Origin of the sequence: Neptuniibacter sp. QD37_11 (assembly GCF_047778105.1) — a bacterium.
In the GTDB taxonomy this organism is placed as follows: domain Bacteria; phylum Pseudomonadota; class Gammaproteobacteria; order Pseudomonadales; family Balneatricaceae; genus Neptuniibacter.
Map to the genome: position 1 here is coordinate 26,174 of NZ_CP180554.1, position 25,746 is coordinate 51,919.

Here is a 25,746-nt window from a genome sequence, read left to right on the forward strand (position 1 = left end):
GCTTGAGAGTCAAATGCCATGGAACTCTTAAAATGAGGGGCATCAGGTAGGTGCGTGCAGTGCGTAGCGGCAACACCTTTGTCGCCAAGAAAGCTTAGTCCAATTATATCAAATTTGCGACGCTGAAATAGCATAGTGTGTCTTTATTTTTATTGTTTTTTCATATATTAAATCAGTATAAGTTTTTTTTCAAATATTTCATGATTCTCAGGTAGGGGTTGCATTCTTTTATTTTATTATTATAATATTTATTGAGAGATAAAGAGAGAGGAATATATTATGCAGTGTGAAGTGTCGCAGCGCACTTATGCTTTGGTTGAGGCATATGATGAGCAGTGTTTGATGGCGAATTCTGAGTCCGATATGCACCGTGCATATGAGCGTTTGGTAGGATCGTTATGTATTATGCTGTACGAGGTGTCAGGCGGGCGCGCTTGTTATTCGGGTGGCGTGCTGAAGAAGTACGAAAGAAAACTGTGCGAGTCTTTATCGTATGAGGAGGATATGGTGCGGTTGATGTGGAAGCTGATCAGAGGGGCTTAATGGCTCCTCTTCCGTCATAAATGGAGGGAGGCCTGTTTGCCCAGCTCTTTAGTGCACTCTTCTTCAATAACATTGAAGCACGTTTGTAAGGATTTAGAAACTTCATCGCTTTCTGGCGTGAATCGTGACGATAGTATGTCCTTTAGTCCTTTGCTTTGATTGTCTATGCAGTTCTGGATGGTGGATCGTAACCGTTCAGCACTGGTTTCCAAGGTTACATCTTGATTTTGATAAAGTAAGCTCTCAAATAAAACATGGCTTAATGCTTTCTGGCAGGCCTGTTTGCGCTGTGTCCAAAGGACTGCTTCATTGTTATCTCGGCGTTTGAAATCATTGTTTGATGCGGCCTGTTGTTGCTCACAATGCTTGATGGATTTTTCAATTCTTACGGTAATCCGGGTGTGCATCGCGTGGTAGTTGTTAGCAATCATTTGCTGGGCAGAGTAAGGCATAGAGGCCGAGTCATGAAGAAAGCCCTGAGACATTAGGTTAAATTTCAGGTCACCATCTGCCAGTATATTTGAAGGAATTTTGGTCGTTTGTATCCCCTTCACTTCTCCGCCTAGGAGTTCAACAATGCTGGCCGAAACCTCTATTGGTGCGTTTCCCGTACCGAATGGCCCAGACGCGTATGCAGCGGTACCGCAAGGCAGCACGCGGACAATGCCTTGTAGGTCGTAAGGGATGTTTCGCGCATCGATATATGGAATGTTCTTGCCCTTACAAAGGTCAACTAAACCACCTATCTTAGAGACGCGGCTTTCTGCAAGCACTGACTGATCAACACCGCAAATTGCCCATCTGTCATCACTGACAAACACATGGCTGATCTTGTTGTCAGGGCTCTGTGAGTTAATAATTTTTGTTATATTCACAGGATCTTATCCCCAAAAGGTACTATTGATATAATTATAACACTAATGGATTAGATGAAGAAGTTGAAATTATAACAACTTTAATATTGACAGTTGAATTTTTTCTATTATATTCTAAATAAAAATATAGCTTGGAGAATATTATGCCTAGAAATAAGAATGACAAAGTCTATGAAGACCTGCAGAATCTGCCTGCCATCAAGCAGTTAGCGAAGAAATACAATGACGCTGAGCGTAAGGGGCAGCCTTTAACAGCTTCGGATCGCGGCACTATATTCCACCAAATGCAGCAGATCAGTAAGGAAAGTGAGGTTGGTGACCATGTGTGTCTGCGATTGGTGGATATAGCTGAGCTGGTAGGCTGTTCGTTTGGCAAGGTCGATCAGATGCTGAACTTTCATGCGGCAGATGATGAGATTAAAGATCTTGTTGAGCAGGGGCGGCTTAGCGTAACTATGGCCGTGAAGATTGTTCGTGCCCATAAGGAAGACGCTATTGATAAGATCCATGAATTGCTGGGGCGCGACGTGGCTGTGCAGAAAGGTAGGTTGACCGATTCCGCGCTCTCCGGCAATGATACGTCTCGTACTGCGCCGAAGAAAGTCTATAAGGATGCTGCCGCAACGCTTGAACGCTTCATTAAAGATGCGGGTATTCAGGGGCGCGTAGATAGCGCTAAAAATGGACGGATTGCTGTAGCCCTGTCAGTAGAAACGGCAGAGGCGCTGATTCAGGCCGTCAAGACAGTCAAGCAGGCTGAAAATGAAGCACCTATCATGACCGTTGTTGAAGACTCCAAGGGTAAGAAGCAGGCTTCAGGAGGTCAGCGTGCAGCATAATGCAGACTCTGCTAGCCAAAGTGAGTTGGAGCTGCTCGCTTCGTTTTGCCATGGGCGGACGGATTTTCAGTTGCTGGATGCAGAGTCTAGAGGTGAAATTCTGGTCCGTCTTTTGGAGCTTGATGAGCGGCTAGCATCTGTCCAGAGCCGTTTAATGGATACCCTGTCATCCTACGTAGGGACCGTTGATGTAAGCGCCCTGCCCCATCGCCTGCTTTTGCTGAATGCGTGTCAGGATAAAGAGGTTTACGATCGCCTCTGGCGCCATGCCGTAGAGCGCGACTTAGTTGACCCCTCCGAGATCGAGGTTCATCTGCAGCGCGAGGAGACTGGTATCGCCGCTAGGAAGAACAGGCTGGGATCTATTGGTTCTTTGAATGCTCGTAAGGCTGAATTGTCTCATGAAAAGGATCGTTATGGCCGTCAGCTTAAAGAGGGGCAGCAGGCTCTTTCTGGCTTAGAGGCTACAATGGCTCGGTATCAGGAATTCATGCGGGAGCAAAAGGTAGATCAGGCCGAATTATTGGCGCTCCTTAGAGCGCCTTGGTGGAAGCAAATTTTGCCGAAGGTGTTGCGAGTCAATCATGAGTTTGAATTGCTGGTAACTGAGACATCAAGGTTAAACCCGGAGTGCTATACGCTAGAAGAGTTACCAGTTGAGATGAAATCACTGGTAAATCAATTATCTGAGCTGAGTGGCTTGGTGCTGGAAACCAGCAAGAAAATGTCGTTTGTTGAAGATGCTGTTCATGAATATCAACTTCTGAAAGCGCGCCAAGATATGTTTGAATGCGGTGCAGTTAAGATTGAGTATTTTGTGGATACCATGCTGCGCACAATTGAATCTGGTGCTGTAACCTTAGAAAGTCTTCCTAGCGTGCTAAGTGACGAATGCGTCCTGCGACTTAAGGCGCTCCGCAAAGAAAAAGCCTCCCTACTCAGGGAGTTGTTAGCCGGAATAAGTCAAATTATTGAAACCACACGGGGTACTTGTGAGGCGCTTGAGCGTACCCTCACAGGTGATCAAGGTGTGCTTTTCACATTAAAGGAGTTAACAGCCCTTGAAAGTTCCGCAAACCGTTTGATATATTCATCTGAAGAAATATTAAAAGGTTAATTGGTGCGTGCATGTTCTGTGATTGTGGTGAGGTAATTAAGGATACTGAAGGTGGCGTAAAGTTTGAGCTAAAAAAGTGCCATAAGTGCGTGGGTTTAGTTCGATTCAAGCCTATCATTCAGGTTCAAAAGAGTCAGAGTGTTTACCTAATACGAGCACAATTAATCTCAGGTGACTCTGTAGTTTTCCGTATTAATTCAGAGAGACGGTACAAAAGAACCGTGAATAAGTACTTTAAGTCATCAGTAATTAAGTGGGTTGAGCCTAACAGCCTGACTGCACTGGTCGATGATATCTTTTAGCATAAAATTAATACTATAAGGAAAATAAATTTGGAAGCTGCGCAAACTATTGCTTGGGGCGTATTGGGTCTATTCCTATTACTGGGTTGTATCGTATTTATTCATGAGCTAGGACATTTCATAGCTTGTCGAATGCTGGGTATTCAAGTTCTTGAATTCGCCGTGGGTATGGGGCCTACGGCCTGTCAGTGGCAAAGCAAGAAAACAGCAACAATCTTCAAAATTTGCTGGTTACCGATTGGAGGTTATGTCAAACCGCTTAGTACATCAGAGGAAGTATTTAAGAATTTAAAGCCTGATGAGCAAAAAGCTGTTGCAAGCCAATGCATCGACAAGGCAGGTTCCGCTAGGCAGTGGATCATGTACTTTATGGGCCCTGCTTTCAATTTCCTGCTAACGTTTTTTATTTTCTTTATTTTGGCATTTAATCCTAGACCTGAAATATTGCCACTCATCCAGCCAATTGAAGACAAGCCCCTTGCTATGGCGGGTTTTGAGGTAGGTGATCAGCTAATGAGTGTTGCTGGAGAGCCCACACCAACAATGACCCGTGCGGTCCAATCACTTATTCCTCACATTGGATCTGAATTTAATGTTGTTGTACTCCGTGCAGAATCTGAAGTGATGCTGACGGTTGATTTAAGAGACGCAGTGCTGGAGCGCGAAACTAATATTCTTGACTTGCTGGGATTGCGCGCATCAAGTATCGAGGTGGCACCTACGCCACCGATCACTATCGCTGAGGCAGTCGGTCACGGCGTTTCAGAGACGGCGTTCTTTACGCAGTTAACGCTTAGTACGATAGGTAATTTATTCACAGGCAGTGTTGCTACAGATAACTTAGGTTCGGCTATCACAATAGGTGATAATGCTGGGGAGGCCTTGCAGGTTGGATGGATCTCATTTGCTATTCTGACGGCTGTCTTAAGTATAAATATCGGGATACTTAATTTATTGCCGATTAGGCCATTGGATGGTGGGCACTTGCTGTTTCTGTCAGTAGAAATATTGATTCGAAGGCCACTTCCTGAGGCAATCCATCGTTATTCGTTGTATGTGGGCTTTGCGTTAATAGCGTGCTTTATGTTGCTATCTGTTTCAAACGATATTTATTATTATCTTATTGCCTAGCAACCATTGACACTTAATTAATAAGTCTTATAATAAGTTTTGCTTAGGTCATTTGGGGTATCGCCAAGCGGTAAGGCAACGGGTTTTGATCCCGTCATGCGCAGGTTCGAATCCTGCTACCCCAGCCAATACACGTCTATATGTGGTGCTTCAGATACATGAATGCTTTTTTTAAGTTGGATCTCCGCGATCTGTGCGTGATGCTGGATGGCGCGGAAAGTAGTCCTGCAGAAACATCTGCTTTGTTAGTAAAAGAACTGTTGAGTTTTCTTTCTGACATTGAGCAAGATTGGCTCAAGATAGAGTTGATGGCACACATTGATGTCTTCATGATGCTTTCCGGTAAGAACTGTACTGAGCCTGAAGTGGCGATGGCACTTGAGTCGTTATCAGAATGGGCTGGTGAGGAAGTGTATCGACATATTGATGGCCGCCAAGTGCCTAATAAAAAATGCGAAATAATTTGGGAATAAGATAATGACTCAAGCTGTACTGAAAACGGTTGTAGAGGTGTTTGTGCGCTCTGGTCAGGGTATTATATTGAATTGCGTTGACGGTGATGATGTAGTTGCGCGGATCGATGAACTTAAGTACGAGCATGATGTTGTCGCATATACCGCCTACCCCGCTTCGGATTGGAAGAACATTTATTTTCAGGCGCGACTCCGCGCCTATAATCAGAGTCGTGAGTTGGTTACCGCTGCTTAAATCTAGATGCAGCTTAATTGATCCAGAATGTGCACAGATTTTTCCGTTAGGCAGAATTCTTTCATGCCTGTACTTGAGTTAGGCACTTCTTGAATGCAGTTACTCTCAATAAGCTTATGGATGAGTTTGTACGCACCTGAGTTTGTCATGCCGTCAATATCTGAGGCCTCGTTTACGGTCAGAGTGCCTGATTTCGCAAATCTCACAATCCATATGAGTGGCGTTAAGTGCTGAATTCCTGCGCCGAATTGCTGCTGCAGCAGTGTGTTTAGCTGTCTAAACAGGTTGCTTTTATGGCCCTCGGAGATGTAATGGTAAGCGTCAATCCCTGCTTTGGAAATTGTGTAATCTTTAAAGAGGTTATTGCTGTTGCAGGTCAGCCAAGATAAGGGCTCGCTACTCAATTTCTTTATGCAATATTTATAGTGATCCGCATCCCAAAAGCCTGCGTACTTCATAAACTCCTCAGAGGATACGCTCTGATGATGGGCAGCGAATTCAAGACACGCTAAGCCTGCAACGTCAAAGTTTCGATTAAGTCCTGTTTCTTCAAGGCGATCTCTAATGTCATTTAATTGATACATGTTAGCTTCACAGTGGGAGTGTTTGTCAAACTATAATACAGGCAAGAAAAAAAGCCAAATCTTTGCAGCCTCTATCATCGGCAGTCCTTGCAGTTGTTTAAAAAACGTTATAATATGTTTTTAACAAAACTCAAGTATCATTATTAACATGTCTGACACTGTAATGCCTTTTTCCGTCATTCGTGAGATGCAATCTTCCTGTCAAATAAGTATACAAGTACCCTATGTTCTAGAGCTATCGGCAGGGCGCGTGGGTGGAACTACGGTAGCATGGAAAGAATTGGCGGGTTACATTGATGTGGATATCTGCTCGCTGCCAGTCGCTGATGCGACATTGGTCTGTAAGGTGGCTGATGGTAGGTCGTACTATCATACCGATACGGGATACTGGCGAACCGTACTGAATGTAACGAATGGCGCTCCCTTGAGAAAAACGGATATCCGGACGGCTCTCAAGGAGAAGTGCGATTTTAATTCAGAGGCTCTCAATACATTAAAGGCCTTTAATGGACATGGTGGTGTGAAACTTAAGCCTAACGGACTTAAGATGAGTCATGCCAAAATCAAGAGCCATGAGCAACAGGCGCTACGTGATGCATTTTCAACCGCACTTCAGGATGTGGCCATACTGGACGGTATAATGGTCGAGAAATGCAGTGCCCCCGTGATTTCTATTACCGTAAATCGATTAAAGGGAACTCACCTTGCCCGCTCAGTAATACAAGTTGGTTCAGCCTCTGAATTCAAAGATAACAGGGGGCGTTCTACTTACATGCCCTTGCAAAGACAAGAAGATGCGCTGATGTTTGCAAGGTGTTTGGCCAGTGAGTATCAGGGTGTTGTTACACAACAGGATGACCTCTTGGGGCTCGTAATCACAAGCCCTGAGTTGCTGCCTGCTGAGTGTCCTGTCCGGGTGGCTAGCTAAAGCTAATGTTTGGGAATTTAGCCTTAAGCTCATCTGGGATGGCTGCGGATGAGTTTACCTCAACCTCCTCCGCCGGATTAAATCTTTTAGATAGGAATGTTAAGGCATCAGACATCACATCTTTAGGTTTAATCCCCTGCCCTACGATCCGTGATGCTTCAAATGTTTCAAGTATTTTGTTGCCCGCCATGTTGGTGGAGAAAAGCATCCAAGCAGAGTGAGATTTTACTGAGATCAGTAGTGTGGCTTTAATCATTTTATGAGAACCTGTTCAGTTTAGAGCTAGCAAAAGATGTAGCGAAGAGAGTCACTATGGCAGCTATAAACACCCCAAGTCCAGAGCTGTTATTGCCGAATAAGGGGGTGTTCTGCATCATGATACTGAATACAATGCAGTGCAATATGGAAAACAGAAAACTTGCCATAATGATAAGGCAGCCAGTATGACGCTTAAAATTGACAGTCACAAAGCAGAAGCTGTTGATGGCTATCGAAAGAAAAAATGTCAGGGTCGCAAATGCAAACATATATCATCATTTCAGGATCTGTTGGTACTAGAATAGCCAAAACATAAGATAAGTCAAATTCCAGCTTGATTGACTTTGTGTAATTTAATATTATATAGAAAATTAATCACTATAAGAATGTCTATGAAAACGCTTTTGAAAAGTATGGTCGCCGGTTTTATGGTGGGGGCGATGGCTGTACCCGCGCAGGGGGCTGTGGCTTATTACAATACTGCAGGTAATGAAGTGGTCACGCACGCGCCTAAGAAATCCTATTGGGCAAAACTTGTTATAGAAGAGCGTGCTCAGGGGCTTGAGATAGAGCGAACCTTGCGCTTAAAGGTGCCTCATGAGGCGAAAGTGAGTTCTACAGACAGTGCCATGAAGAATGTTAGGGATGAGCAGGGACATGGCCGTTTAAGGAGCTTTCAGAAACGAGATGTTTCGTATACGGTTCGGCACGTTAGTGCTGATGAGACCGGCCGTATGGCTGATTTTGAAATTTGCTATAAACATGAGATTAGTTGGATTGACTATAAGGAGACCCAAACTTCTGGTGGCTTAGGGCGGAAAAAACAGCGTGGAGATTTTTGTGACACGTTTAGTGTGACTAGAGGACAGGAAGTGCAGGTCATTACCACTCCAACGATGGAAGTGCGGTTTGCATGGAGTCATTCTAAAGAGCGACTGTGATTTATGTTTTACAAAGAAAAGCCCCTATTGTGCTGTCACAATAGGGGCTTTTTATTGGCTGGTGATTAAAAAAGTGCGGTAATAACCAGTAGGAGTGTCACATAGATGATGATCGACAGTGAGTACCTTAGCGTATACGCGGTACCTAGTGCGAATTCAACTAAGCGTAGTGCTACAAATCTATTGAATAGGAAAGAGCATGCACCGCCAAAAAGAATGTACAGAATGATCCCAAAAGGCGTGGTTGAAGTGCCTGCTTGTTCGGGGTTGCTAATCGAATACATAAAGATGAAATTGGCTGCTATGACAAGGCTTACAAGATTTAAGGTGTCATTACGCGCTGCTATGCACTCATCACTACATGGTCCAATAGGGCTGAGAAAAACTTTCGAAAAATTCATTATATCCTCCTGTTTTGATTTATTATAAAGGAAAACCAATTCAAGTAAAGCTCGGATTTTCCCAGCGTTCCGCAAGCCCGAATGCGTGGTAAGAATGCTCTAAAAAGTAATTGACAAAAGTCAAAATCGGCATTAAATTACGTTATATTAAATCTGCAAATATCAATGCATATTGCAGATAAGAAACATGCATGGGATACCAGTGTCTTGCTAGCGCGTTGTGTATTTCAAAAGAAAAAGCTAGCTCTTGAGGGATTAATAATAATGCCAAATTCTCTTAATGATATCGTTGCTCAAGGTGGTACTCTGCTGACTGGTCGTCTGGGCTATGAGAATCTCCATATTTACGTGATGTCTAACGAGGTTCACAGCGTCTTGTATTCGGATAGTGAGCGCTTGAAGAAGCACGTTATCCTAGGCCCCTTGGATGGTGTTGAATTAGCTCAGGTCGTTCCTGAAGGTGCATCATTCTGCCCTGCCCGTTCGAATCATACGTTCATTGCCTTACTGCAAAAAGCTGATGTTCAAGTACCACTGGATCATTTCGACGAAGCCCGCGTGACAAAAGAACGTTATACCGCCTTTACTAAAGGTAACTTAAAACCCTCTAAGCGTTACGGTGGTTCCCGTGTCCATTGATCGGTTCTCAGGAGATTGTCCGGGTTGTACGAAGGCGATTAATGCGGCTCCTGTTCATCTTGAAATGCTCTCAGAGGTCGTGGTGAATGGTGAAGTCGTAGCTTCAGATTATGAAGTGGTGTGCACTGCTGGTTGTTGTGAGAAGGCTGTACTGGGTGTGATTCCGGGCCCTATCGAAGTGTGACGATTTAGTATATCGCTTAAATAAAAAAACCAAGCACAGCTTGGTTTTTTTTGTGCTCAAACTTGCTTTCATTGTTTTTATTATTATAATGGTTATAAATCTACTAGAGGTGTAAAAATGAATTTTGTGACCAAAATTAGGCGCGTTAAGCCTAGTAGCCCGGGGAAGGCTGCTTTAGGGGCGGCTGCGTTATATTTGTTGGTAGTGGGCTTGTCGGGAATGGAGCAGCGTGGCATCGTACTTGCGCCTGCTCATGAGATTGAAGAGCAAGGGCATAAGTTAAGTGCGACTGGTGGATACGCGTACGACCCTCAAGAAGTGGCATCAACTTATGATATTCAAATGATGGCAAAGACGGTTGAGAGGCTTGGTAGTCCCGCGCTCAAGCGTGTGCTTGAGCGGGCGCTAAGTGACAGCGTTATTACGCGGGACGAGTATGAGCAGTTCGCCTTACTAGTGAGGGCGGGCAAAAAATTCTGATAGTCGATGTTTGGCGTAGCACTCGAAAAGACTTTCAGCGCGATTTTCAGGGAATTGCGCAAATACACTTTCCTCGTTAGCTTGCATGGCGCTGTAAGGCACGGGAGTCACGTTTAATGCTGACATCGCTGACAGTGCTGTATGGCTCAATCTAACTCTATAATCCTCGGCTTCAAGCGCATGGTTGGCTCCGTATAGAAAGGTTTGATACGCATTATTTAACAAGTCATGGTCCAGCAAGTTGCATTCATGATTAAGGGCTGGGACGTTATCCATCAAAAAGTGAAGAACAGAGATTCGGATCGCCTTGTATTGCAGCTTGTAAAGATGACCCTCTCGCTTAACTAGCACTCGTTGGTCCTGAAGTAGTGACTGTATGAGTTCAGCGGTGGACAGGTGGGTGAGCAAATTTGAGTGTTGAGAGGGGATTTCATCGCAATCTTTTAGGCCAATCACATCTTTGATGGAGAGTGATTCACTCTCATGAATAGACTCTTTATGGATGCTCAGATCGCCTTGTTCTGACAGGGTCCCTATCAGAGGTAGGCCTGTTGGAATGCTATTTATCGCACTGGTTTTATGTGCGTTACTGTTCACTTGCGTAGTAAGTACCGGAATGATCAAAATAGGATCGTTGGGTTTAATGGGTAGTCGACTGAGCTGACAAGGCTTTACTGTAAACATAGATGACCTCAAATTTGAGGTCATACTATAATATTTTTAAATCCAGTTCAACGTCTGGTTAGCGCATAGATATTGAGTGTTCCTGATCCAGCATGGGCTCAAAGCTGGCAAAATTTCTTTGCGGTTTCTCACCCGTGCGATCCATAATTTCCAGTGCTACAGCATTCGCCCACGACTTCTCTTCGGCCCATCCATTATTAAGGACATCAAGTGCAATACCCTGTTCCAGTATAGCTCTTTCCAGAGTGTCAGCCTGAGTGGATGATAGTCCTTCAGTATTGCTGACTTTATCGTTGAGTCCTTTGATGTTTTGTGTGAGAATATCACGCAACCTAGAGTGGTCCATTGCTACGACTCCATAAATAGTTTTTATTATATTAATAAAAATAGAAGCGGTGATCAAGTTTTGATCGGAAAAAAAATAGTAAGAGTAGTTGTGTTAATTGTGATGTCAACATTGCCGTCCCATTCCGTGGCTATGAAGGAACGATCAGGAGAATTTAGTGCAATTCGAATCTCGGCAGTTGCATCGCATATCATAAGTAAATGTGGGAATGGTTTGGTTACTACAAAAACGGAAGCGCACCAGCGATTCGATGTTACGCGCATGCTTTTTCAGGAAAGCGGTAAGATATTCAAATCTTATGTCTATTATCTTCAGTGTATTGAGGGGCAAATTGATCATTACAAAATCAAGTCAGCACCATTTCTAAGCGAATTGGATGCACTGTTCTTATGCGGCGCTGGCGCTGCAGAAGTAAAAGATGCCTTTCAGCCTAGTATACTTTCTCGACCTATGGGTGTATCTGTGCCAAAAAACAAGCGCAAGAAAACAAAGTTGCTCTACAAGGCTTGCAGAGACTCTTTAGATAAATTGCAGGTAAAATGATGAAGCTGTGTGACATTAGCACCACCCTTTACCCGCAAGAGATTTGCATCAGTGGTGTGACGCCTATAATCTACCGAACCACCAAAGGTAATATCCAGCATGAAGGCTCTTATTATGGATGGGTTGAATTGCTGCAGATAAATGCACAGAATTACATCCGGAATGAGCCGTCAAGCTGGTTGCAGTGCCAAGGAATGTCCAATACGGCACGTAGGGTACTTGGTCAGATTTTGCCTGAAGGTATTGATGATGAGGAGTTATCAATCCTTCAAGAGCGATTAGAGCTTAATGCGGCACCAAAAGAAGTTATCATTGCAGAGGTGCAATATGATGGCCTAAAGGCGGGTTTTGATACGCCGATGATATTGGCATATAAGTTACTTAAAGTAATAGGGGCAAAAGAAGCCATAATGGTTGTGCTAAGTGAGAATGAAGAATTGCGAGAAGAGATGCGCAGCATGGATTATTTGGATGCGGGAGATTTTTTCATGACAGGCTTACCGGGACTTGATTAAATTAAATTATGCTTTATTATAGCGCCTTAACTTTTTAAAACAGTGTAAATTAGATGCTCTACCCTTTTATTAGTAGTTATAAGAATGAGGTCACCCAGCAAGTCCATGCTGATGCTACTGTCTTTATAGATGCTGCAAGTGAAAGAGAGGCTTACTCTATTGTCATGGAGCAACTAGGACAGAATGCTTCGCCAGCACGCAGCGCACTGACTATCGATAGTTTGTCCGCATCGATTGTTGGCGCTTACCTGAAGAACCATAAGGTGCTAAGGCAGACTCCGAACATGGTTGTAAAAACGGCTGATGGGTACTTGCTTGGAGCACATACTCAAAATACACATGATATTGAAGGTGTTTTGCGCGCTGCAAAAATTCTTGAGGATCGATCTCATCTTCGGAATAGCCTATTCCGCTAATTTACTATAATAGATATTTAAAAAAATATGGATTCGTGCTTTAATTATTGGTAACAATAATAAAAAAGGCGTTCCAGTCCATGGATAAAACCAGAAAGCAGTTCATCCTTGATACAAACGTATTGCTCAGCGATCCGTTTGCGTTTAAAAATTTTGAAGAGCATCGAGTAGTCATTCCGATGACCGTGCTTGAAGAGTTGGATAGCATCAAGGATCGAAAAAAGAGTGTCGCTAAAGAAGCCCGTATTGTCATAAACCAGCTAGAAAAGATCTTCCAAGGCCATACAAGTGAAAAAATCTACAGTGGTGTTCCCTTGGGCGATCCATCAGACCCCAAAGTTGGTACCGTTTGCATATTCCCGGACGACACAAAACTCACCGACCAGTATGGCAGCAATACCCTCCCCTTAACATCTCCTGATAACCGCATCCTTTCATCTGCTATCTACCTGCAAAACGCAAGTAAGGCGCAGCAAGATGAAATGGGCTCTGTTGAAGGGATTGAAACCATTTTGGTAACGAAAGATATTAATATGCGACTGAAGGCACTTGCCAGTGGCATCGAAAAGGTCGAGGGTTACCAGAAAGAAAAGATTCTTGACGATATCCGCCTGTTGAAGACAGGTTTTTATGAGAGTGAAGGTGATTTTTGGTCCCTATATCAGGATATGGAGGTTAAAAACGATAAGGGACGCTCCGTGCTGCCAATTGTTGATGCATTTGAGCCATATCCGGGCCAGATACTGCTTGCTAAATCTGAAGATGGCAACGAGGGTAACTTCGCTGCTGTTGTTGAATCAGTTGCAGACAGGGAATATACGATTCAGCAAATTGGCCTCAATAAGCTAAAGCTGACTAAGTGCATGAATCTTAATTCTCGGAATATTGGTCAGGCGATGGCACTCTACCAAATGAAGCATCGTGATAATGACATTGTAGCCCTGACCGGTCAGGCAGGGACAGGTAAGACGTTAATGGCCTTGGCTTATGCGATTGAGCAGGTCTCTGAAAAGAAAGCGAGCCAGATCATTATTACTCGCGCTTTACCTCCGCTGGGTGAAGATATTGGATTCCTGCCGGGCAGTGAAGAGGAAAAGATGGGCCCTTGGCTGGCAGCATTTGAAGATAATCTAGAGGTAATAAGGCGCCACAACCCACAATGGAAGGAAAAAACTCAGGAAGAAGTTCGAAATGATTTGGGTATTATGTATAAATCAATTAACTTCATGCGTGGGCGTAGCTTTAATGATGCCATTATTATTCTGGATGAGGCTCAAAATCTCTCTCCATTCCAGATGAAAACATTGGTCAGCCGTGTTGGTCATAACTCAAAAATGATTTTGACGGGCAATCTTGGTCAGATAGATGATCCGTACCTAAATCCTTTAACTTCCGGCTTGACGCATGTATCTGAAAAGCTGGCGATGTGTAATTTTGCAGGGATTGTTAATTTGCAGGGTATCGAGCGCAGCCGCCTTGCGGCATTCGCTGAAAAGCATCTGTAACTCAACAGTAGTTCTGAGAAAAGGGGTATTGCTTTTGCGTACTCCTTTTTTGTGACTATATTGGGGAGTCGTTGACCTATGCCTCATGTTTTAATACTATAGTGAAAAATATTATAGGTGATACGCCATGTATAGCTCTGCACACCGGATGTTTCTAGGCCTCCCAGTCCGCTCTCCGTTTATCTTAAGGTATGAAAAAGGGAATGTACCTGTCTTAAAGAATGAGCTATTGCATAGCTCGCGCGGTCGTAAGCTTACCCTCCTCCAGCAATTTCTTGCGTGCAAATAACTTTAATACAAATACTTGCCTTCTGATTTTTTTTTATTATAATTGGTAATATTGTAAAGTAAGAGATCGGAAAAATGAAAAAGATTGTGCTAGTGCCAATTATTGCATCTGTCGCTTTGGTGGGTTGCAAGGTTGAAGAGAAAGCGCCTGAAACGGCAGATAAAGGTCAGCAGGTATTGGAGTCCATTGGTAATATCTTCTGGGGTGAGGAGATACCGGTTAAACGGTATCGCTATTTCACGAAAAATGCCCTGCTGATAACTAAGGACGGTGATGTTTATTTGGAAAAAGGCGAGCGGATGCGCCTTCAGCCTCTTGATGAGTTTGAGAGTTGGCAGTTTGTTCCGCCTGAGGCCTTCAAGAAGTACCAGCATGGTACGTCGATCGAGAATAACGACCCTGATCGTTACGCGCCTATGTTTATTGCGCAGGACCACGTTCAGGAATGTCAGGTTGACTACATGAAGGATATGGAATTTCAGTACTCCCCATTCTCAATGTATACGATTTCCTGCGGCGACTGGAAGAATGACTACATGCTGTATGCACCTGAGCGTAGAGAGTTGTACATTGTGGCCAGAGGGAAGGATGATGGGCTTTCTGTTGATAACATCCTTCAATCATATAAGCCAAGCTTGTGAGGTTAAGCGAATGGGGAATTTTGTAGCGCATGAAGATCCACAGCCAATGCTGTTGGTAACTAAAAAAAAGGGACACGATTACCACGGCTGCGGCTTCCTTTCTCGGCATACGCGCCGAGATAAGCGAGGGAAGCGCAAAGCTCAGTGTGTTGTAAGTTTGGCGCAACAGGAAAATCAGGCGCAAAAAGTAAGTTAGTTTTGAATTAATGCTCCAGCGAGCGCGGCCCCTATTGATTTTTAATTTATTATTATAATAAATTACAGGTTCGGTAGGAATTTTAAGGAAACAGTATGACTAATCTAAGTCTCTGCAGTGGCGTAACCTCATATGACCAATTTGAGTGCGGCATTAGTTGTGTAAGGAGAGACTGCCTAGGAAGGGCTTTGTTGTCTAAGTCTATTCGTGTTATTACGCACAGTAGAAATCGCTCTTCGTGGCAAACTGTGGCGGAGGATGCTATGTGCTTTGGGCATAAGCGGATAGATAATATCCTCGAGATTGGTCGCAGGAAGACTGTGGGCGGTCGCATAGCTGAAAGTGTTTGCAATGCATATAATAATGCTCTCATGAGTAAGCTGAAGTCTCATATGATTTTGTATGTAGGTGACGCTGAGTACTTTGTCACGGAAGTGTCGCTAAAGAGCGCTCTTGAGATTAAGGTAGTGTCAGTAGCTGAGGCAAGTGCGAACCCTAATATTCGTTATAAGGGGTCGATTGTCTTGACGGGCGCGGCGGAGCAGATCTTTAATTACCCTGATCATTGCGTGATAATTAAGCATGATGATAAGTTAATCTCAATTGAGGGGTTGGAGCGCGTCGAATTGCATACATGGGGAACGCGGTTTCATCACATGTTTTCCAATGAGTGCTGTATGACAGATAATTTGAAGGCTTACAATGAGTTAGCAACGACAGAAATAGCTCCCCCGCTACGCTGGAGTGATCTTAGAGACCTTCTGCCATTGCTGCCTACACTGGATTTGCCGCTAACGGTTGATGTGGCTATGACATACCCTGACAAGCAGGAGGGGTTGCCAAGCTATTTGACTCACGCTATCTCAGTGGAGGAAATGGACGGTCATTTTATGATTTGCCTGCCGAATAAGACCTCCGTCGAAATTCTGCAAGATATCGATAATGGGATCGATTCACCGCTCGTGTTTTGGGATCAAATTGCTGAATTAACTGAGAAGATGGCACCTGCTCAATTAGAAAAGCCTGTAGTGTTTGGTAGGCTCGATCATGTGGATCAGTTTTATCCATACTATCAGTTTGCCATCCCGGGTCTTCCGTCAAAACTTAGTGACGGAAGCGTTGCAGAATGTCGGTTGCAAATACCCTCTGGCAAGGCGCTTAAAAAGCAGGTACTTTAATAAAAAAACCGGGCCCTAGGCTCGGTTTTTTAATGACTTCTGACTAAGAGTATAATAATTATAATGGAAATTTGACTTTTCTGCTTTTTTGATTATTATTTATACAGGACTTACGTTAGGAGATTAGGCATGAAGCAAACACGTGTATATGGATCAGGCTCAATCCTCACATTGTCGGAGCTTGCTCCCGATGAACTCACTGTATTGGCTCGAATGGCGAACGGTGAGTACTTCGTATTACGGAATGCGGATAAGGACTTCCGCACGCAAAAGCTGCGTGCTCATTTAAATGAGATCTGGCGCACATTTCCAATGCTTATCTCTAAGATTTCAGATATTCATAGTGAACGCTACAGTCTTATCCATCCTGCTTGCCGTGATGGCATGCTGCGCATCGTGGATCAGCTGAATTGTCCAAAAGAATGCCAGCCTGAAGTTATAGCCCACCTACAGCAGCAGATGGGCATTGCGCAGGCTAGTTAGTGTAAATGCCTGCTTTCATTTTTTGTTTTTGGCGATAGATGAAAACCAGCAGCTGCAGAAGGACAATAAAATACATAATCAATAGTGCCGGGACTATATATTTAGCATTAGGTCCACTGATGCCAACCATGAGGGCAAAGTCTTTTAAGCCCTCATCAATTTCTTCAGGGTAATTCTTCTTCCATTCATAAGAGGTAGCTTCCTTGCTTGTCGAAGATAACTCCATGGGCTTATTGGCCAGCGCTTCACGGAACCAGTGGGCGGCTAACATAATGTTTTTAGGGGTACCGTTCCCAGATTTATATGCTTCACCAAGCAGCATCATTGAGTTGTAATCCCCTCCCAATGCAGCATTTTTAAGTTGTTTGATGGCAAATGATGGGCTTGCATTGGGTATTTTGCCGCTCAGATTGAGTTCAGCAACCAAAAAACGGGATGGATTATGGCCTGACTTGGCAGCTTTCAGAAGGTGTTTGTAAGCAGATTCTGGAGTAGATGCCCCCGCCTCTCCATTTAAGAGGCACTTCCCAGCCTTGTAGGAGCCATAGGCCTGATCGAGGTTTGATGCTCTAATAAAAAGCTGGCACGCCTTAAATGGGTCGCGTTCAATGCCATTGCCAGAGGAGAGATTTATGGCAGCATATACACTCGCTTCAGGGTGTCCCAAATGAGCAGCTCGTAGATACCACTTTGCGGAGCGGATCAGATCCATCTCGACTCCAATCCCTTCTCCATAGATGCGGCCGAGTTTGTAGGCGGCTTCTGGGTTGTCGTTGTTGCCTGCCATTGCATACCATTTAATGGCCTGCTCAACTGACTGACTAACGCCATCTCCTTTCATGTAATGCTTAGCGATTTCCAGCTGCGCTAGGGCCTCCCCATGAGCCGCAGCTTTACCCAGCCAGTGAAAGGATTGTGCTTTACTTTGGCTTACGCCTAATCCTTTTTTGTAGAAGTGTGATAGCATAAATTGTGCTGAGGCATCGCCTTTGGATGCTTGGTTGGTAAGTAAATGGGCTGCATCTTCATACATGCCTTCCTTTATTAAGGATTTCCAGTTGATGGAATCATCGGAATAGGCTTGGTTACTCAGGAGCACCAGTAGGAGTGTAGTAAGGATCTTTTTAAGCATGATAAGTAAATATTGTCAGTAATTTAATTTATGTTATAGTAAGTTATCTCGCACATAATAACAAATGGAGAATACATGAGCGACAATCTATCGTACACCCTGATTAACGTAGAAGGTTCGGATATTCTATTTAGGGCAACAAACACCCTTTTTAATGATAAACCTGCACTTCTACTCGAGTATGAGGATGATGATGCAGCACCGGCCATCACCTTTGTGCCAAGCGAAAACTGCGCATATGTCAGTCGACATGGTGAGTTCTTTGAGAAAGATGTTGCCGCCATCATTGTTGCGGGACAGCAAGCAGAATATTTAGTGGAAATAGCTGTACAGCTTAACCATAAGTCGGTAATGCTCGTTGAGAATGAGAGTGACCTGACGTCGTGGGTAATCAATGAGATTCGTAGTGTGCATGGGGCTAAGCCACAGTGGGATGAAGGGGGGCTTCAGAATGTCGCACGAGCTCTCTTTGCCGTCCCTGCGGGAAAGCTTGATATCCCAAAAGTTAAGGCTGTGCTGGATGAGGTTGGGATTCTTGCACTGGATCGCGACAATAATAGTGCTCGGGCGTTCGATGTACAGCATATTCTGCACATCTTGGCGAATCGTTGAGATTGTTGGTGTGCGAAGGTTGATCATCTAATTATTGCAACTCACCTTTCGTGCTCAAGTTGGCAGCTACCAACATAAGTAAGTTAAACTAAAATGCCCTTTTCCAAAGGGCATTTTTCTCTTCAATTTATTTAAAAAGTGTTATAGTATTAGTTCATCAACTATAACTAGCTATCTTGATAAATCAAATAATAAGATGTCAAAGCAAAATGTTACTGATAACGATCTAAGGGTCGCTGTCTTCGAATCCAGCCGCCTTCGCACACATGCACTCGACATGCATCATTCCGATGTTGTAAGCGTGCTGCGTGAATTACTGACTTTTATAACTCGTAATATTCAAGGTTCGAGTGTACCCACGCGCATTTTGGTGTCGGATATCGAACAGCATGGCGTCAAGGAATCTGCCCTAATAGGCGCCATAGAAAAGGTATGCAACGTTTCCTTCCAGCAAGGCCGCTCCATAGAAGGTGGGTTGTGGGTGGATATTGCTGTTTTCGGAGGCTTTGCCCCACTCGTTAGTGAATGGGACGTAACTCAGTTAAGTAAGAAAGAGGCACTATAAATGAAGGTTGGGTTGAAAACTAAATTCTTAGCGGTCTGCTTACCTCCTCTAGTCATAATTACCGTTGCCATTTGCGCGGTAGTCTATTCGCAGCTTATCTCTTTTGGTCATGAAGAGATTGAGCGAGACCGTGTTGAAATGATCGACTCGAAAAAGGCTGTGTTGAAAGACTACGTCGAGCAGGCCATATCAACCGTACAGCCCCTGATTAATCAAGGTGATGACGAGTCTAAAGCCCTCGCGCTTAAATTGCTCACGGCCATTAAATACGGTGAGAACGGCGATGGGTATGTCTTTGTCTACAACTACGATGGCACTGTGCTGGGCAATCGGCCAAAACCGAGTATCCATGGAAAGAACTTGTATCACTTAACAGATTCAACTGGAAAGCCTTTAATCGCCGATCTCATTGCGGCATCCAAGAAAGGTGGTGATTATGTTCAGTATCAATGGATGAAGCCATCTAAGGGCTCAGAACAGCCTAAATTAAGCTTTGCTATTGGGGTTGATAAGTGGAGCTGGATGGTAGGTACGGGCTTTTATATTGATGATGTAAATGATGCTGTGGCAGACATGAAAGCCAAGCTTGATGAGAGTGTCTTTGAATCTATCTCTATGATATTAATGGTGGCTGGAGCGATCTTCGCAGTGATCTGTTTACTCTCCCCGCTTGTGGTTAAGTTCGTAACCGGACCTATCGTCGAAACCGCCAATATTTTGAAGGACATTAGTGGTGATGGTGGGGATTTAACCCGTCGTCTTGAAGTTAAAACCTCTGATGAAATTGGTGAAGTCGCAGCTAATTTTAATGCCTTTGCTGAGAAGATCCGGAGTATTGTGGCCGACGTGCAAAGCGTCACGATGCAGCTGAGTCAGACAACGCGGAGTCTGTCGAGTAGCTCGGTTGCTGTTAAAACTGGGATGCAGCAACAGCAGCAGGAAACGAGCCAAATAGCCACTGCTATCAATGAAATGAGCGCTAGTTCAAGGGAAGTATCTGAGCAAACAATGCTGGGGGCTTCCAGTGCACAAGAGGCGAGTCAGGCTGCAGCTTCCGGCATTCGCATCGTAGAGGGAGTGATTAAAACAACCAATGTATTATCAAATGAGATCGATGCCGCGGCCGATACCATCCGTGAAGTTGAAAATGATGCTAATAATATTGGTGACATTGTTGATGTTATCCGTGGTATTGCGGAGCAGACAAACTTACTGGCCTTGAATGCCTCAATTGAGGCTGCGCGTGCCGGAGAGCACGGCCGCGGGTTTTCTGTTGTAGCTGATGAAGTTCGAGTTCTGGCAAATCGCACGCAAGAAAGCACGAATGAAATTCAAGCCATGATCGAAAAACTCCAATCTCATACTTCTCAATCGGTTGAGCAGATGAAAGTTGGCCAGTCTCAAACTGAGCAAGCAAAGCTGGCTGTAAATGAAGCCGGTAATGCGCTTAATGAAATTTCCACACGAATCGATGAAATTGCTAATTACACCACGCAAATTGCAAGTGCTGCAGAAGAGCAATCTGCTGTCAGTGAAGAGATAAATAGCGGTATTCATCATATTGAAAGTATATGCAACTCATCGACCGAAAGTGCAGTTCAGTCAGAGCGCCTAGCACAGCAACTGGGTTGCTTGGAAACATCTCTTTCTATGTCTGTTAAACAATTCAAAATCTAATAAAAAGGTAAATTAAACAATGGATAACGATAATAAAAGCAGCTTGAAGCACGCACTGGATGAGGGGTTTCCTGAGTTTATCCGAGCAATTTTGGATAGCTTACATAAGCCATTAAGTACCAATCATGCCGCACTAAAAGCCAAAAAGGATAAGCTAATCGAGGCTGGTGATACGTCTGCTGAAAGCAGTATCTTCTCTGAACTGAGCAGTGATGAAGGTTCCCGCCTCTCCTTATTCTTAAGTATCCTTTATGATATTAAGGGCGCTTGCATGCCTTTGGAAAATCGCGACGGTCTATTGAAGAATCGAGAAGAATTGATTGGCGCGCTAAAAGTTGCGTGCGAGAAAAAAGTTGAATACAGCCCAACAGACCACCAGACCGAACTGGAGCGTAAAGCTCAAGTTTGCCTGCAGTTAATCTATGGCACAATGCTCATTGAAAATATCTGGGTCATGTCAGAGACTGTGGATGGCTATGGCTGGTTAATGCGCGCAGCCGTTCATGACAAAGATGCCCGCCACTACATGCGCGAGATCCGTAAAACACTGCCGTTCTCTGCAATTTCCGTGGCAGAAACAAAGTTCTCACACTAAGTAGTAAGGTTGGAGATCAGGTGATATGAAGTTTCCAGAAATGAAAACGATTGTGAAAACCGTATTGGCACTCAGTATAACGTCGGCTGTGTTGAGTGTGACCTTTGAGACCGGTTTTTTGCAGAATGACAGCATGAGTCCTAATGCCTCCGATGGCCAAATTGTTGTTTATAACCATATCGCTTATGATCTCCATCAGCCCTATTCCGATCAAATTATTATGTCATTAAATAATCCTGTTCGGGGTGACTTTGTCACGTTAAACCGGAAGTATTACCCGCATCAGTATGGTCGTGTTGTTGCATTACCAAATGAAGTGGTTTCTATGAATAACTTTATGATTCAGATATACGGGCAAAGTTTCCGTTACAATCAATACAAGCAGGAGACCAACAAGCACAGCCAGCCTGTTGCCATCTATGCGTCTGAGGAGACCGATAAGGGCATCTATGGTGTGCGCATCACGGCATCGCCTAATGCCTCCTTTCAGCCTTCAAAGGTGCCTGAGGGCGTGTACATGGTCATTCCGGATAATCGGATAACACCTTACACGGATCATCGCTACCTGTTTGTGCCGCGAGAGCATATAACCGGGAAAGTGATTACTTTCTAAAAGCTGAAAAGCTTCCCCATTGAATATTTAGCGCCGTAATGGCGCTAAATTCGTTATTAGAAACCCAACTATCTTCACAGAATTCGATAGCGTGTTCTATCGCAATCGGGCGTAACACCTCAATGATCTCCTGCTCGGTCCATTGATACATTAAAACATTCCTGATGGCCTCATGGAAAGGCAAGAATGAGCGTGGGTGTCGGTCAAATAGGTAAAGTGCGAGTTGCCTAAAAGCAACAATCTCAAGGGGTTGTAAGTGAGATTTATGGGTAAATCCACTTAACGATGCGGTAACCTGATCTTTCGTGGAGGTAAGGATCTGTTGTCTGCGTTGAAGAATCCGGGCGAAAATAACAAGTTTACGAAGTGCTTTATCGTTCGTATCTTTTGGAGCTTGTAGTTTGTGATGGGCTAAAAATGAGCGCACATGCTCATTGGTTTGCAGAAACCGGATAGTCAGGAACGCTAAATCTTTTTCAGTCCGGCATGGCATCAATGTTACATATTTAAACCAAACGCCAGACGTTGGGTTAAATGCTGCCGAGTGCGCATTTTCAAACCGAAGTCCGAGCAGTGTCGCGCTCTTCCCTTCCGCGATACAAGGAATCGATTTTGCCACCACCTGTTTTGACTGTATTAGTGACAGGGCGGCCTGATAAGCGGATTTTCGTAAGGAGGAGAAGGTTGAAGGCATTTATCAACCTCATTCCAACGTGTAAGGAAGAGGCACCGTTCTTTGCATGCCGTTTTTTAAGCACTTTATGTCTTCAATATGCCGCCCTAAATGCTTAAACCAATTGCTCAGTACAAGACGATCAGAATCGTCCTCTGGATTGTAGTTGATGTGCAAGCTCAACCCGATCTTTTTGAAAACCATGTTTTCGTGATTAATCGGTTCTTCGAACTTTATGTAGTCGTAGTCTGTATCAACATCAAAAATGTAATCTGTGCCGTCCCCTAGGGATATGACGTATTCATCCTTCCCCTTCCCGCCAAATAAATAGTCATCACCTAAGCCTCCAATAAGGACATCGGCTCCACGATGGCCAAAGAGCCAATCTGAATGATGATCACCTCGTAGGACATCTTTATCAATGCCGCCATGAATGCGATCGTCGCCTTTCAATCCATCCATGAGGTTGCTTTTTAGGATCACACCTTTCAGTTGATCATCCCTGTCAGTGCCCTGCGTATATATTGCATTCGACTGCATGAACTTGGCATCAATTTCATCACGTTTCAGGAGAATATCTCCACTAGGCAATTGAACTGACTTGAGGCCCGGGCATGATGTTGAAAAATGTTTAAATACGCGCACCCATAGGGTCCCTTCTACGTAAAGGTCGAGATGATCGCGAAACCGTTTTACGTCCACATCCTCTTTGAAGCGACCAAAGGGTATCGCAATGCTGGTGGCAGGTTTACAGGACGATTTCCCAGTTGTTGGATTAAGTTTGCCTACCAGCACTATATGGTAGGGGTCACCCGAGTGAACAATGTCGGGGCGAAGCAATTCCTCAGCATGACTGACAGGAGCCGCTGATAAGGCGAGTAATGTAAAAACCGCGATAGAAGCCCTACTCCTGCTCATAATTTTGCACTAACTTTTGAATAAACCGTTCACCTGCTGTTTGTGCAGTTTGCTCGGAATCATAAAGCGCTTGTGATACCACACCGGGACAGCGTGGGTAGGAGTGTATGCGATACCTAAAATTTACTCTTTCTTCGGTAGGTTCTATGCAAACAGTGATACGGGGGTAATTCATAGCTTGATTATTATATGGTTTTTTAATTATTCTACAAAAAAGCAGGTTAATTTGCCAGTATCCATTTGATAAGCAGATAGCTTGCATTGTTAATTTTTTTACTTATAATAATTGCAACAGAAGAAGTCAGTTAAGGATTCTTAATGTCTAAAGATAATTATGATTCGGCCTCAGTAAAGGTGCTAAAAGGCTTAGAGCCTGTCAAAAAGCGCCCGGGCATGTACACCGATACCGATCGCCCTAACCATCTCGCACAAGAAGTAATCGATAACTCCGTTGATGAGGCTCTAGAAGGTCATGCAACGCGTATTGTTGTCACCTTGCATAAGGATGGCTCACTTTCAGTTGATGATGACGGTCGTGGTATGCCGGTAGATATTCACCCTGAAGAAGGTAAGCCGGGTTGTGAGGTTATTTTTCAGCAACTTCACGCGGGTGGTAAGTTTGATGATGACAACTACACCTTCAGTGGTGGTTTGCATGGTGTAGGTATCTCAGTCGTAAACGCCCTGTCGGAAAAGGTTGAATTACGTATCAAACGTAATGGCAGTAAGCATCATATGGAATTTCAGCATGGGGTTGTAATCACGCCGCTGGAAGTAACTGGCAATTGCGGGCAGAAGAACACAGGTACTTATGTTCGTTTTTGGCCATGTGAAAAATACTTCGATACAGTCAAGTTTAATGCCAAGCGCTTACGTCATCTGCTCCGCGCTAAGGCAATTCTCTGCCCTCGCCTGACAATGGTTATGATCGATGAAGAATCGGGTCAGGAAGATACGTGGTTCTATGAAGAGGGTTTGAAAGACTATCTGGGCCAGCATCATTCAGGTGATGAAGAGGCGCTTCCGGAAATGCCAATTATTATTGAACATGCCGGTGATACCTCGGGTGCTGAGGTTGCATTGATGTTTGGTGCCCAAGAGTGCATCAATGAAAGCTATGTGAACCTGATTCCAACGATTCAAGGGGGTACGCACGTAAATGGTATGCGTACAGGCATCTTTAATGCAGTCAAAGAGTATTGTGAACTGCATACTCTAATTCCACGTGGCGTTAAGCTCACCGCGGATGATAGTTTTGCGAAATGCTCTTATGTCCTGTCCGCTAAAATGTCAGATCCACAGTTTGCAGGCCAGACCAAAGAGCGTCTTTCTTCGCGTGAAATTTCGGCTTACATCGCAGGCGTTGTCCGAGATGGCCTCCTGCATGAGATGAACCAAAACCGTGAATTTGGTGATGCCTTTGCAGAGTTGGTTATTGCCGCTGCGCAATTGCGAAGCAAGTCTGAAAAGAAAGTCGTCCGTAAAAAGGTTACTCAGGGACCAGCACTGCCGGGCAAGTTGGCTGACTGTTCTGCTGATGCACGTGATCGTGGTGAATTATTTCTCGTAGAGGGTGATTCAGCGGGCGGTTCTGCAAAACAAGCGCGCGACCGTGAAACGCAGGCTATTATGCCGTTGCGCGGTAAAATACTGAACACATGGGAAGTGCCGGGTACTGAAGTGTTAGGAAATCAGGAAGCACATGACATCTCGGTCGCCATAGGCGTGGAACCTGATTCGGAAGATCTATCTGAGCTACGCTATGGCAAAGTTATTATTCTGGCCGATGCGGACTCCGATGGTCTTCATATCGCAACCCTACTCTGCTGTTTGTTTATTAAGCACTTCCGGCCTTTGGTTACTGCAGGTCATGTCTATGTAGCGATGCCGCCACTGTATCGAGTTGACGCTGGTAAAGAAGCATTTTATGCATTGGACGAGGAGGAGCGTGAACAGATTATCACTAAGATTCAGCGGTCCAAGCCTAATGCCAAAATTGATGTGCAGCGATTTAAGGGGCTGGGTGAGATGAACCCACTTCAGCTGCGAGAAACAACTATGGATGCCAACACACGACGATTGGTTCAGTTGGTGGATAAAGCCGATGCTGAAAATGACCTCTCTGTCATGGAGCAGTTCGATATCCTTCTGGCAAAAAAACGCTCTGGTGACCGTAAGGTTTGGCTGGAGAAAGAAGGCGACTTGGCGACGGTGTAAAGGATAGAGACTATGATA

Annotated in this window: 34 protein-coding genes and 1 tRNA gene; 26 read left to right on the top strand and 9 right to left on the bottom strand. The window is 44.4% G+C overall.

Features of this window, described 5'->3' with window-relative positions:
* The first annotated feature begins 291 nt into the window (after positions 1–291).
* On the top strand, positions 292–543 hold the full coding sequence (locus ACMXYT_RS17085) for a hypothetical protein (protein ID WP_415912856.1): 252 nt from the start codon (positions 292–294) through the stop codon (positions 541–543).
* Between the two features lie 14 nt (positions 544–557).
* Here the strand turns inward: ACMXYT_RS17085 and ACMXYT_RS17090 are convergent, their stop codons facing one another.
* Positions 558–1,418, bottom strand: a complete 861-nt coding sequence (locus tag ACMXYT_RS17090; protein ID WP_415912857.1) for a hypothetical protein — start codon at positions 1,416–1,418, stop codon at positions 558–560.
* 143 nt (positions 1,419–1,561) lie between these two features.
* Between ACMXYT_RS17090 and ACMXYT_RS17095 the strand changes: the two genes are divergently transcribed.
* From ACMXYT_RS17095 to ACMXYT_RS17120, 6 genes are all read left to right on the top strand, one after another.
* Positions 1,562–2,257, top strand: coding sequence for a hypothetical protein (locus ACMXYT_RS17095; protein WP_415912858.1), 696 nt, complete (start codon positions 1,562–1,564; stop codon positions 2,255–2,257).
* Positions 2,247–3,374, top strand: coding sequence for a hypothetical protein (locus ACMXYT_RS17100; RefSeq protein WP_415912859.1), 1,128 nt, complete (start codon positions 2,247–2,249; stop codon positions 3,372–3,374). The genes ACMXYT_RS17095 and ACMXYT_RS17100 overlap by 11 nt, the downstream gene beginning before the upstream one ends.
* 332 nt (positions 3,375–3,706) lie before the next feature.
* Entirely contained in the window at positions 3,707–4,807 is a 1,101-nt protein-coding gene (locus tag ACMXYT_RS17105; RefSeq protein ID WP_415912860.1) for a M50 family metallopeptidase, read from the top strand.
* A 53-nt stretch (positions 4,808–4,860) separates the two neighbouring features.
* Positions 4,861–4,935 (top strand) — tRNA-Gln (locus ACMXYT_RS17110).
* A gap of 30 nt (positions 4,936–4,965) precedes the next feature.
* The gene (locus ACMXYT_RS17115) at positions 4,966–5,280 is read left to right on the top strand and encodes a hypothetical protein (RefSeq protein ID WP_415912861.1); all 315 of its coding nucleotides are present in this window, start codon (positions 4,966–4,968) and stop codon (positions 5,278–5,280) included.
* 4 nt (positions 5,281–5,284) lie between these two features.
* The gene (locus ACMXYT_RS17120) at positions 5,285–5,515 is read left to right on the top strand and encodes a hypothetical protein (protein ID WP_415912862.1); all 231 of its coding nucleotides are present in this window, start codon (positions 5,285–5,287) and stop codon (positions 5,513–5,515) included.
* 2 nt (positions 5,516–5,517) lie between these two features.
* Here the strand turns inward: ACMXYT_RS17120 and ACMXYT_RS17125 are convergent, their stop codons facing one another.
* The gene (locus ACMXYT_RS17125) at positions 5,518–6,099 is read right to left on the bottom strand and encodes a hypothetical protein (protein ID WP_415912863.1); all 582 of its coding nucleotides are present in this window, start codon (positions 6,097–6,099) and stop codon (positions 5,518–5,520) included.
* 148 nt (positions 6,100–6,247) lie between these two features.
* Between ACMXYT_RS17125 and ACMXYT_RS17130 the strand changes: the two genes are divergently transcribed.
* Complete coding sequence (locus ACMXYT_RS17130) at positions 6,248–7,027, top strand: hypothetical protein (RefSeq protein ID WP_415912864.1); 780 nt, start codon at positions 6,248–6,250, stop codon at positions 7,025–7,027.
* On the opposite strand, the gene ACMXYT_RS17135 is transcribed toward ACMXYT_RS17130, so the two are convergent.
* Entirely contained in the window at positions 7,020–7,283 is a 264-nt protein-coding gene (locus tag ACMXYT_RS17135; RefSeq protein WP_415912865.1) for a hypothetical protein, read from the bottom strand. The two genes, ACMXYT_RS17130 and ACMXYT_RS17135, sit on opposite strands and share 8 nt — an antisense overlap.
* Positions 7,284–7,677: 394 nt before the next feature.
* Here ACMXYT_RS17135 and ACMXYT_RS17140 point away from each other — a divergent pair, with 394 nt between their 5' ends.
* The gene (locus ACMXYT_RS17140) at positions 7,678–8,226 is read left to right on the top strand and encodes a hypothetical protein (protein ID WP_415912866.1); all 549 of its coding nucleotides are present in this window, start codon (positions 7,678–7,680) and stop codon (positions 8,224–8,226) included.
* 65 nt (positions 8,227–8,291) lie between these two features.
* Here the strand turns inward: ACMXYT_RS17140 and ACMXYT_RS17145 are convergent, their stop codons facing one another.
* Positions 8,292–8,627: a hypothetical protein gene (locus tag ACMXYT_RS17145; RefSeq protein WP_415912867.1), complete on the bottom strand. Its 336-nt coding sequence runs from the start codon at positions 8,625–8,627 to the stop codon at positions 8,292–8,294.
* A gap of 264 nt (positions 8,628–8,891) precedes the next feature.
* On the opposite strand from ACMXYT_RS17145, the gene ACMXYT_RS17150 reads away from it, so the two are divergent.
* From ACMXYT_RS17150 to ACMXYT_RS17160, 3 genes are all read left to right on the top strand, one after another.
* Positions 8,892–9,266 carry a hypothetical protein gene (locus ACMXYT_RS17150; protein ID WP_415912868.1) on the top strand — a complete coding sequence of 125 codons (375 nt, stop codon included), beginning with the start codon at positions 8,892–8,894 and terminating at the stop codon, positions 9,264–9,266.
* On the top strand, positions 9,256–9,450 hold the full coding sequence (locus ACMXYT_RS17155; RefSeq protein WP_415912869.1) for a hypothetical protein: 195 nt from the start codon (positions 9,256–9,258) through the stop codon (positions 9,448–9,450). The genes ACMXYT_RS17150 and ACMXYT_RS17155 overlap by 11 nt, the downstream gene beginning before the upstream one ends.
* Positions 9,451–9,567: 117 nt before the next feature.
* Positions 9,568–9,930, top strand: a complete 363-nt coding sequence (locus tag ACMXYT_RS17160; RefSeq protein WP_415912870.1) for a hypothetical protein — start codon at positions 9,568–9,570, stop codon at positions 9,928–9,930.
* Here ACMXYT_RS17160 and ACMXYT_RS17165 read toward each other — a convergent pair.
* Both ACMXYT_RS17165 and ACMXYT_RS17170 read right to left on the bottom strand, forming a co-directional pair.
* On the bottom strand, positions 9,904–10,614 hold the full coding sequence (locus ACMXYT_RS17165) for a hypothetical protein (protein ID WP_415912871.1): 711 nt from the start codon (positions 10,612–10,614) through the stop codon (positions 9,904–9,906). The two genes, ACMXYT_RS17160 and ACMXYT_RS17165, sit on opposite strands and share 27 nt — an antisense overlap.
* 58 nt (positions 10,615–10,672) lie before the next feature.
* Positions 10,673–10,960, bottom strand: coding sequence for a hypothetical protein (locus ACMXYT_RS17170; RefSeq protein ID WP_415912872.1), 288 nt, complete (start codon positions 10,958–10,960; stop codon positions 10,673–10,675).
* A 60-nt stretch (positions 10,961–11,020) separates the two neighbouring features.
* On the opposite strand from ACMXYT_RS17170, the gene ACMXYT_RS17175 reads away from it, so the two are divergent.
* The 8 genes from ACMXYT_RS17175 to ACMXYT_RS17210 all read left to right on the top strand — a co-directional run bounded on the left by ACMXYT_RS17175 (position 11,021) and on the right by ACMXYT_RS17210 (position 16,726).
* Positions 11,021–11,503: a hypothetical protein gene (locus tag ACMXYT_RS17175; RefSeq protein ID WP_415912873.1), complete on the top strand. Its 483-nt coding sequence runs from the start codon at positions 11,021–11,023 to the stop codon at positions 11,501–11,503.
* Positions 11,500–12,018 carry a hypothetical protein gene (locus ACMXYT_RS17180; protein ID WP_415912874.1) on the top strand — a complete coding sequence of 173 codons (519 nt, stop codon included), beginning with the start codon at positions 11,500–11,502 and terminating at the stop codon, positions 12,016–12,018. The genes ACMXYT_RS17175 and ACMXYT_RS17180 overlap by 4 nt, the downstream gene beginning before the upstream one ends.
* A 53-nt stretch (positions 12,019–12,071) precedes the next feature.
* Positions 12,072–12,434 (top strand): hypothetical protein, encoded by a 363-nt coding sequence (locus ACMXYT_RS17185; RefSeq protein WP_415912875.1) that lies wholly within the window; start codon positions 12,072–12,074, stop codon positions 12,432–12,434.
* Positions 12,435–12,514: 80 nt separating this feature from the next.
* The gene (locus tag ACMXYT_RS17190; RefSeq protein WP_415912876.1) at positions 12,515–13,939 is read left to right on the top strand and encodes a PhoH family protein; all 1,425 of its coding nucleotides are present in this window, start codon (positions 12,515–12,517) and stop codon (positions 13,937–13,939) included.
* 363 nt (positions 13,940–14,302) lie between these two features.
* On the top strand, positions 14,303–14,869 hold the full coding sequence (locus ACMXYT_RS17195; protein ID WP_415912877.1) for a hypothetical protein: 567 nt from the start codon (positions 14,303–14,305) through the stop codon (positions 14,867–14,869).
* Positions 14,870–14,879: 10 nt separating this feature from the next.
* Positions 14,880–15,065: a hypothetical protein gene (locus tag ACMXYT_RS17200; protein ID WP_415912878.1), complete on the top strand. Its 186-nt coding sequence runs from the start codon at positions 14,880–14,882 to the stop codon at positions 15,063–15,065.
* A gap of 95 nt (positions 15,066–15,160) precedes the next feature.
* Complete coding sequence (locus ACMXYT_RS17205) at positions 15,161–16,243, top strand: hypothetical protein (RefSeq protein ID WP_415912879.1); 1,083 nt, start codon at positions 15,161–15,163, stop codon at positions 16,241–16,243.
* Between the two features lie 129 nt (positions 16,244–16,372).
* Positions 16,373–16,726 carry a hypothetical protein gene (locus ACMXYT_RS17210; RefSeq protein ID WP_415912880.1) on the top strand — a complete coding sequence of 118 codons (354 nt, stop codon included), beginning with the start codon at positions 16,373–16,375 and terminating at the stop codon, positions 16,724–16,726.
* Here the strand turns inward: ACMXYT_RS17210 and ACMXYT_RS17215 are convergent.
* Positions 16,719–17,759: a tetratricopeptide repeat protein gene (locus tag ACMXYT_RS17215; protein WP_415912881.1), complete on the bottom strand. Its 1,041-nt coding sequence runs from the start codon at positions 17,757–17,759 to the stop codon at positions 16,719–16,721. The two genes, ACMXYT_RS17210 and ACMXYT_RS17215, sit on opposite strands and share 8 nt — an antisense overlap.
* Before the next feature lie 174 nt (positions 17,760–17,933).
* Here ACMXYT_RS17215 and ACMXYT_RS17220 point away from each other — a divergent pair, with 174 nt between their 5' ends.
* The 5 genes from ACMXYT_RS17220 (at position 17,934) to lepB (ending at position 21,920) form a co-directional block, all read left to right on the top strand.
* Positions 17,934–18,470: a hypothetical protein gene (locus ACMXYT_RS17220; RefSeq protein WP_415912882.1), complete on the top strand. Its 537-nt coding sequence runs from the start codon at positions 17,934–17,936 to the stop codon at positions 18,468–18,470.
* A gap of 196 nt (positions 18,471–18,666) precedes the next feature.
* A complete protein-coding gene (locus tag ACMXYT_RS17225; RefSeq protein WP_415912883.1) occupies positions 18,667–19,035 on the top strand; it encodes a hypothetical protein in 369 nt (122 codons plus the stop codon).
* Positions 19,036–20,712 carry a methyl-accepting chemotaxis protein gene (locus ACMXYT_RS17230; protein ID WP_415912884.1) on the top strand — a complete coding sequence of 559 codons (1,677 nt, stop codon included), beginning with the start codon at positions 19,036–19,038 and terminating at the stop codon, positions 20,710–20,712.
* 19 nt (positions 20,713–20,731) lie between these two features.
* Positions 20,732–21,307, top strand: a complete 576-nt coding sequence (locus ACMXYT_RS17235) for a hypothetical protein (protein ID WP_415912885.1) — start codon at positions 20,732–20,734, stop codon at positions 21,305–21,307.
* A 40-nt stretch (positions 21,308–21,347) separates the two neighbouring features.
* The gene (lepB, locus tag ACMXYT_RS17240; RefSeq protein WP_415913437.1) at positions 21,348–21,920 is read left to right on the top strand and encodes a signal peptidase I; all 573 of its coding nucleotides are present in this window, start codon (positions 21,348–21,350) and stop codon (positions 21,918–21,920) included.
* Here lepB and ACMXYT_RS17245 read toward each other — a convergent pair.
* Together ACMXYT_RS17245 and ACMXYT_RS17250 are read right to left on the bottom strand one after the other, a co-directional pair.
* Entirely contained in the window at positions 21,910–22,614 is a 705-nt protein-coding gene (locus tag ACMXYT_RS17245) for a hypothetical protein (protein ID WP_415912886.1), read from the bottom strand. The two genes, lepB and ACMXYT_RS17245, sit on opposite strands and share 11 nt — an antisense overlap.
* A gap of 9 nt (positions 22,615–22,623) precedes the next feature.
* Positions 22,624–23,511: a calcium-binding protein gene (locus tag ACMXYT_RS17250; protein ID WP_415912887.1), complete on the bottom strand. Its 888-nt coding sequence runs from the start codon at positions 23,509–23,511 to the stop codon at positions 22,624–22,626.
* A gap of 318 nt (positions 23,512–23,829) precedes the next feature.
* Between ACMXYT_RS17250 and parE the strand changes: the two genes are divergently transcribed.
* Complete coding sequence (gene parE, locus ACMXYT_RS17255; RefSeq protein ID WP_415912888.1) at positions 23,830–25,728, top strand: DNA topoisomerase IV subunit B; 1,899 nt, start codon at positions 23,830–23,832, stop codon at positions 25,726–25,728.
* The last annotated feature ends 18 nt before the right edge of the window (positions 25,729–25,746 follow it).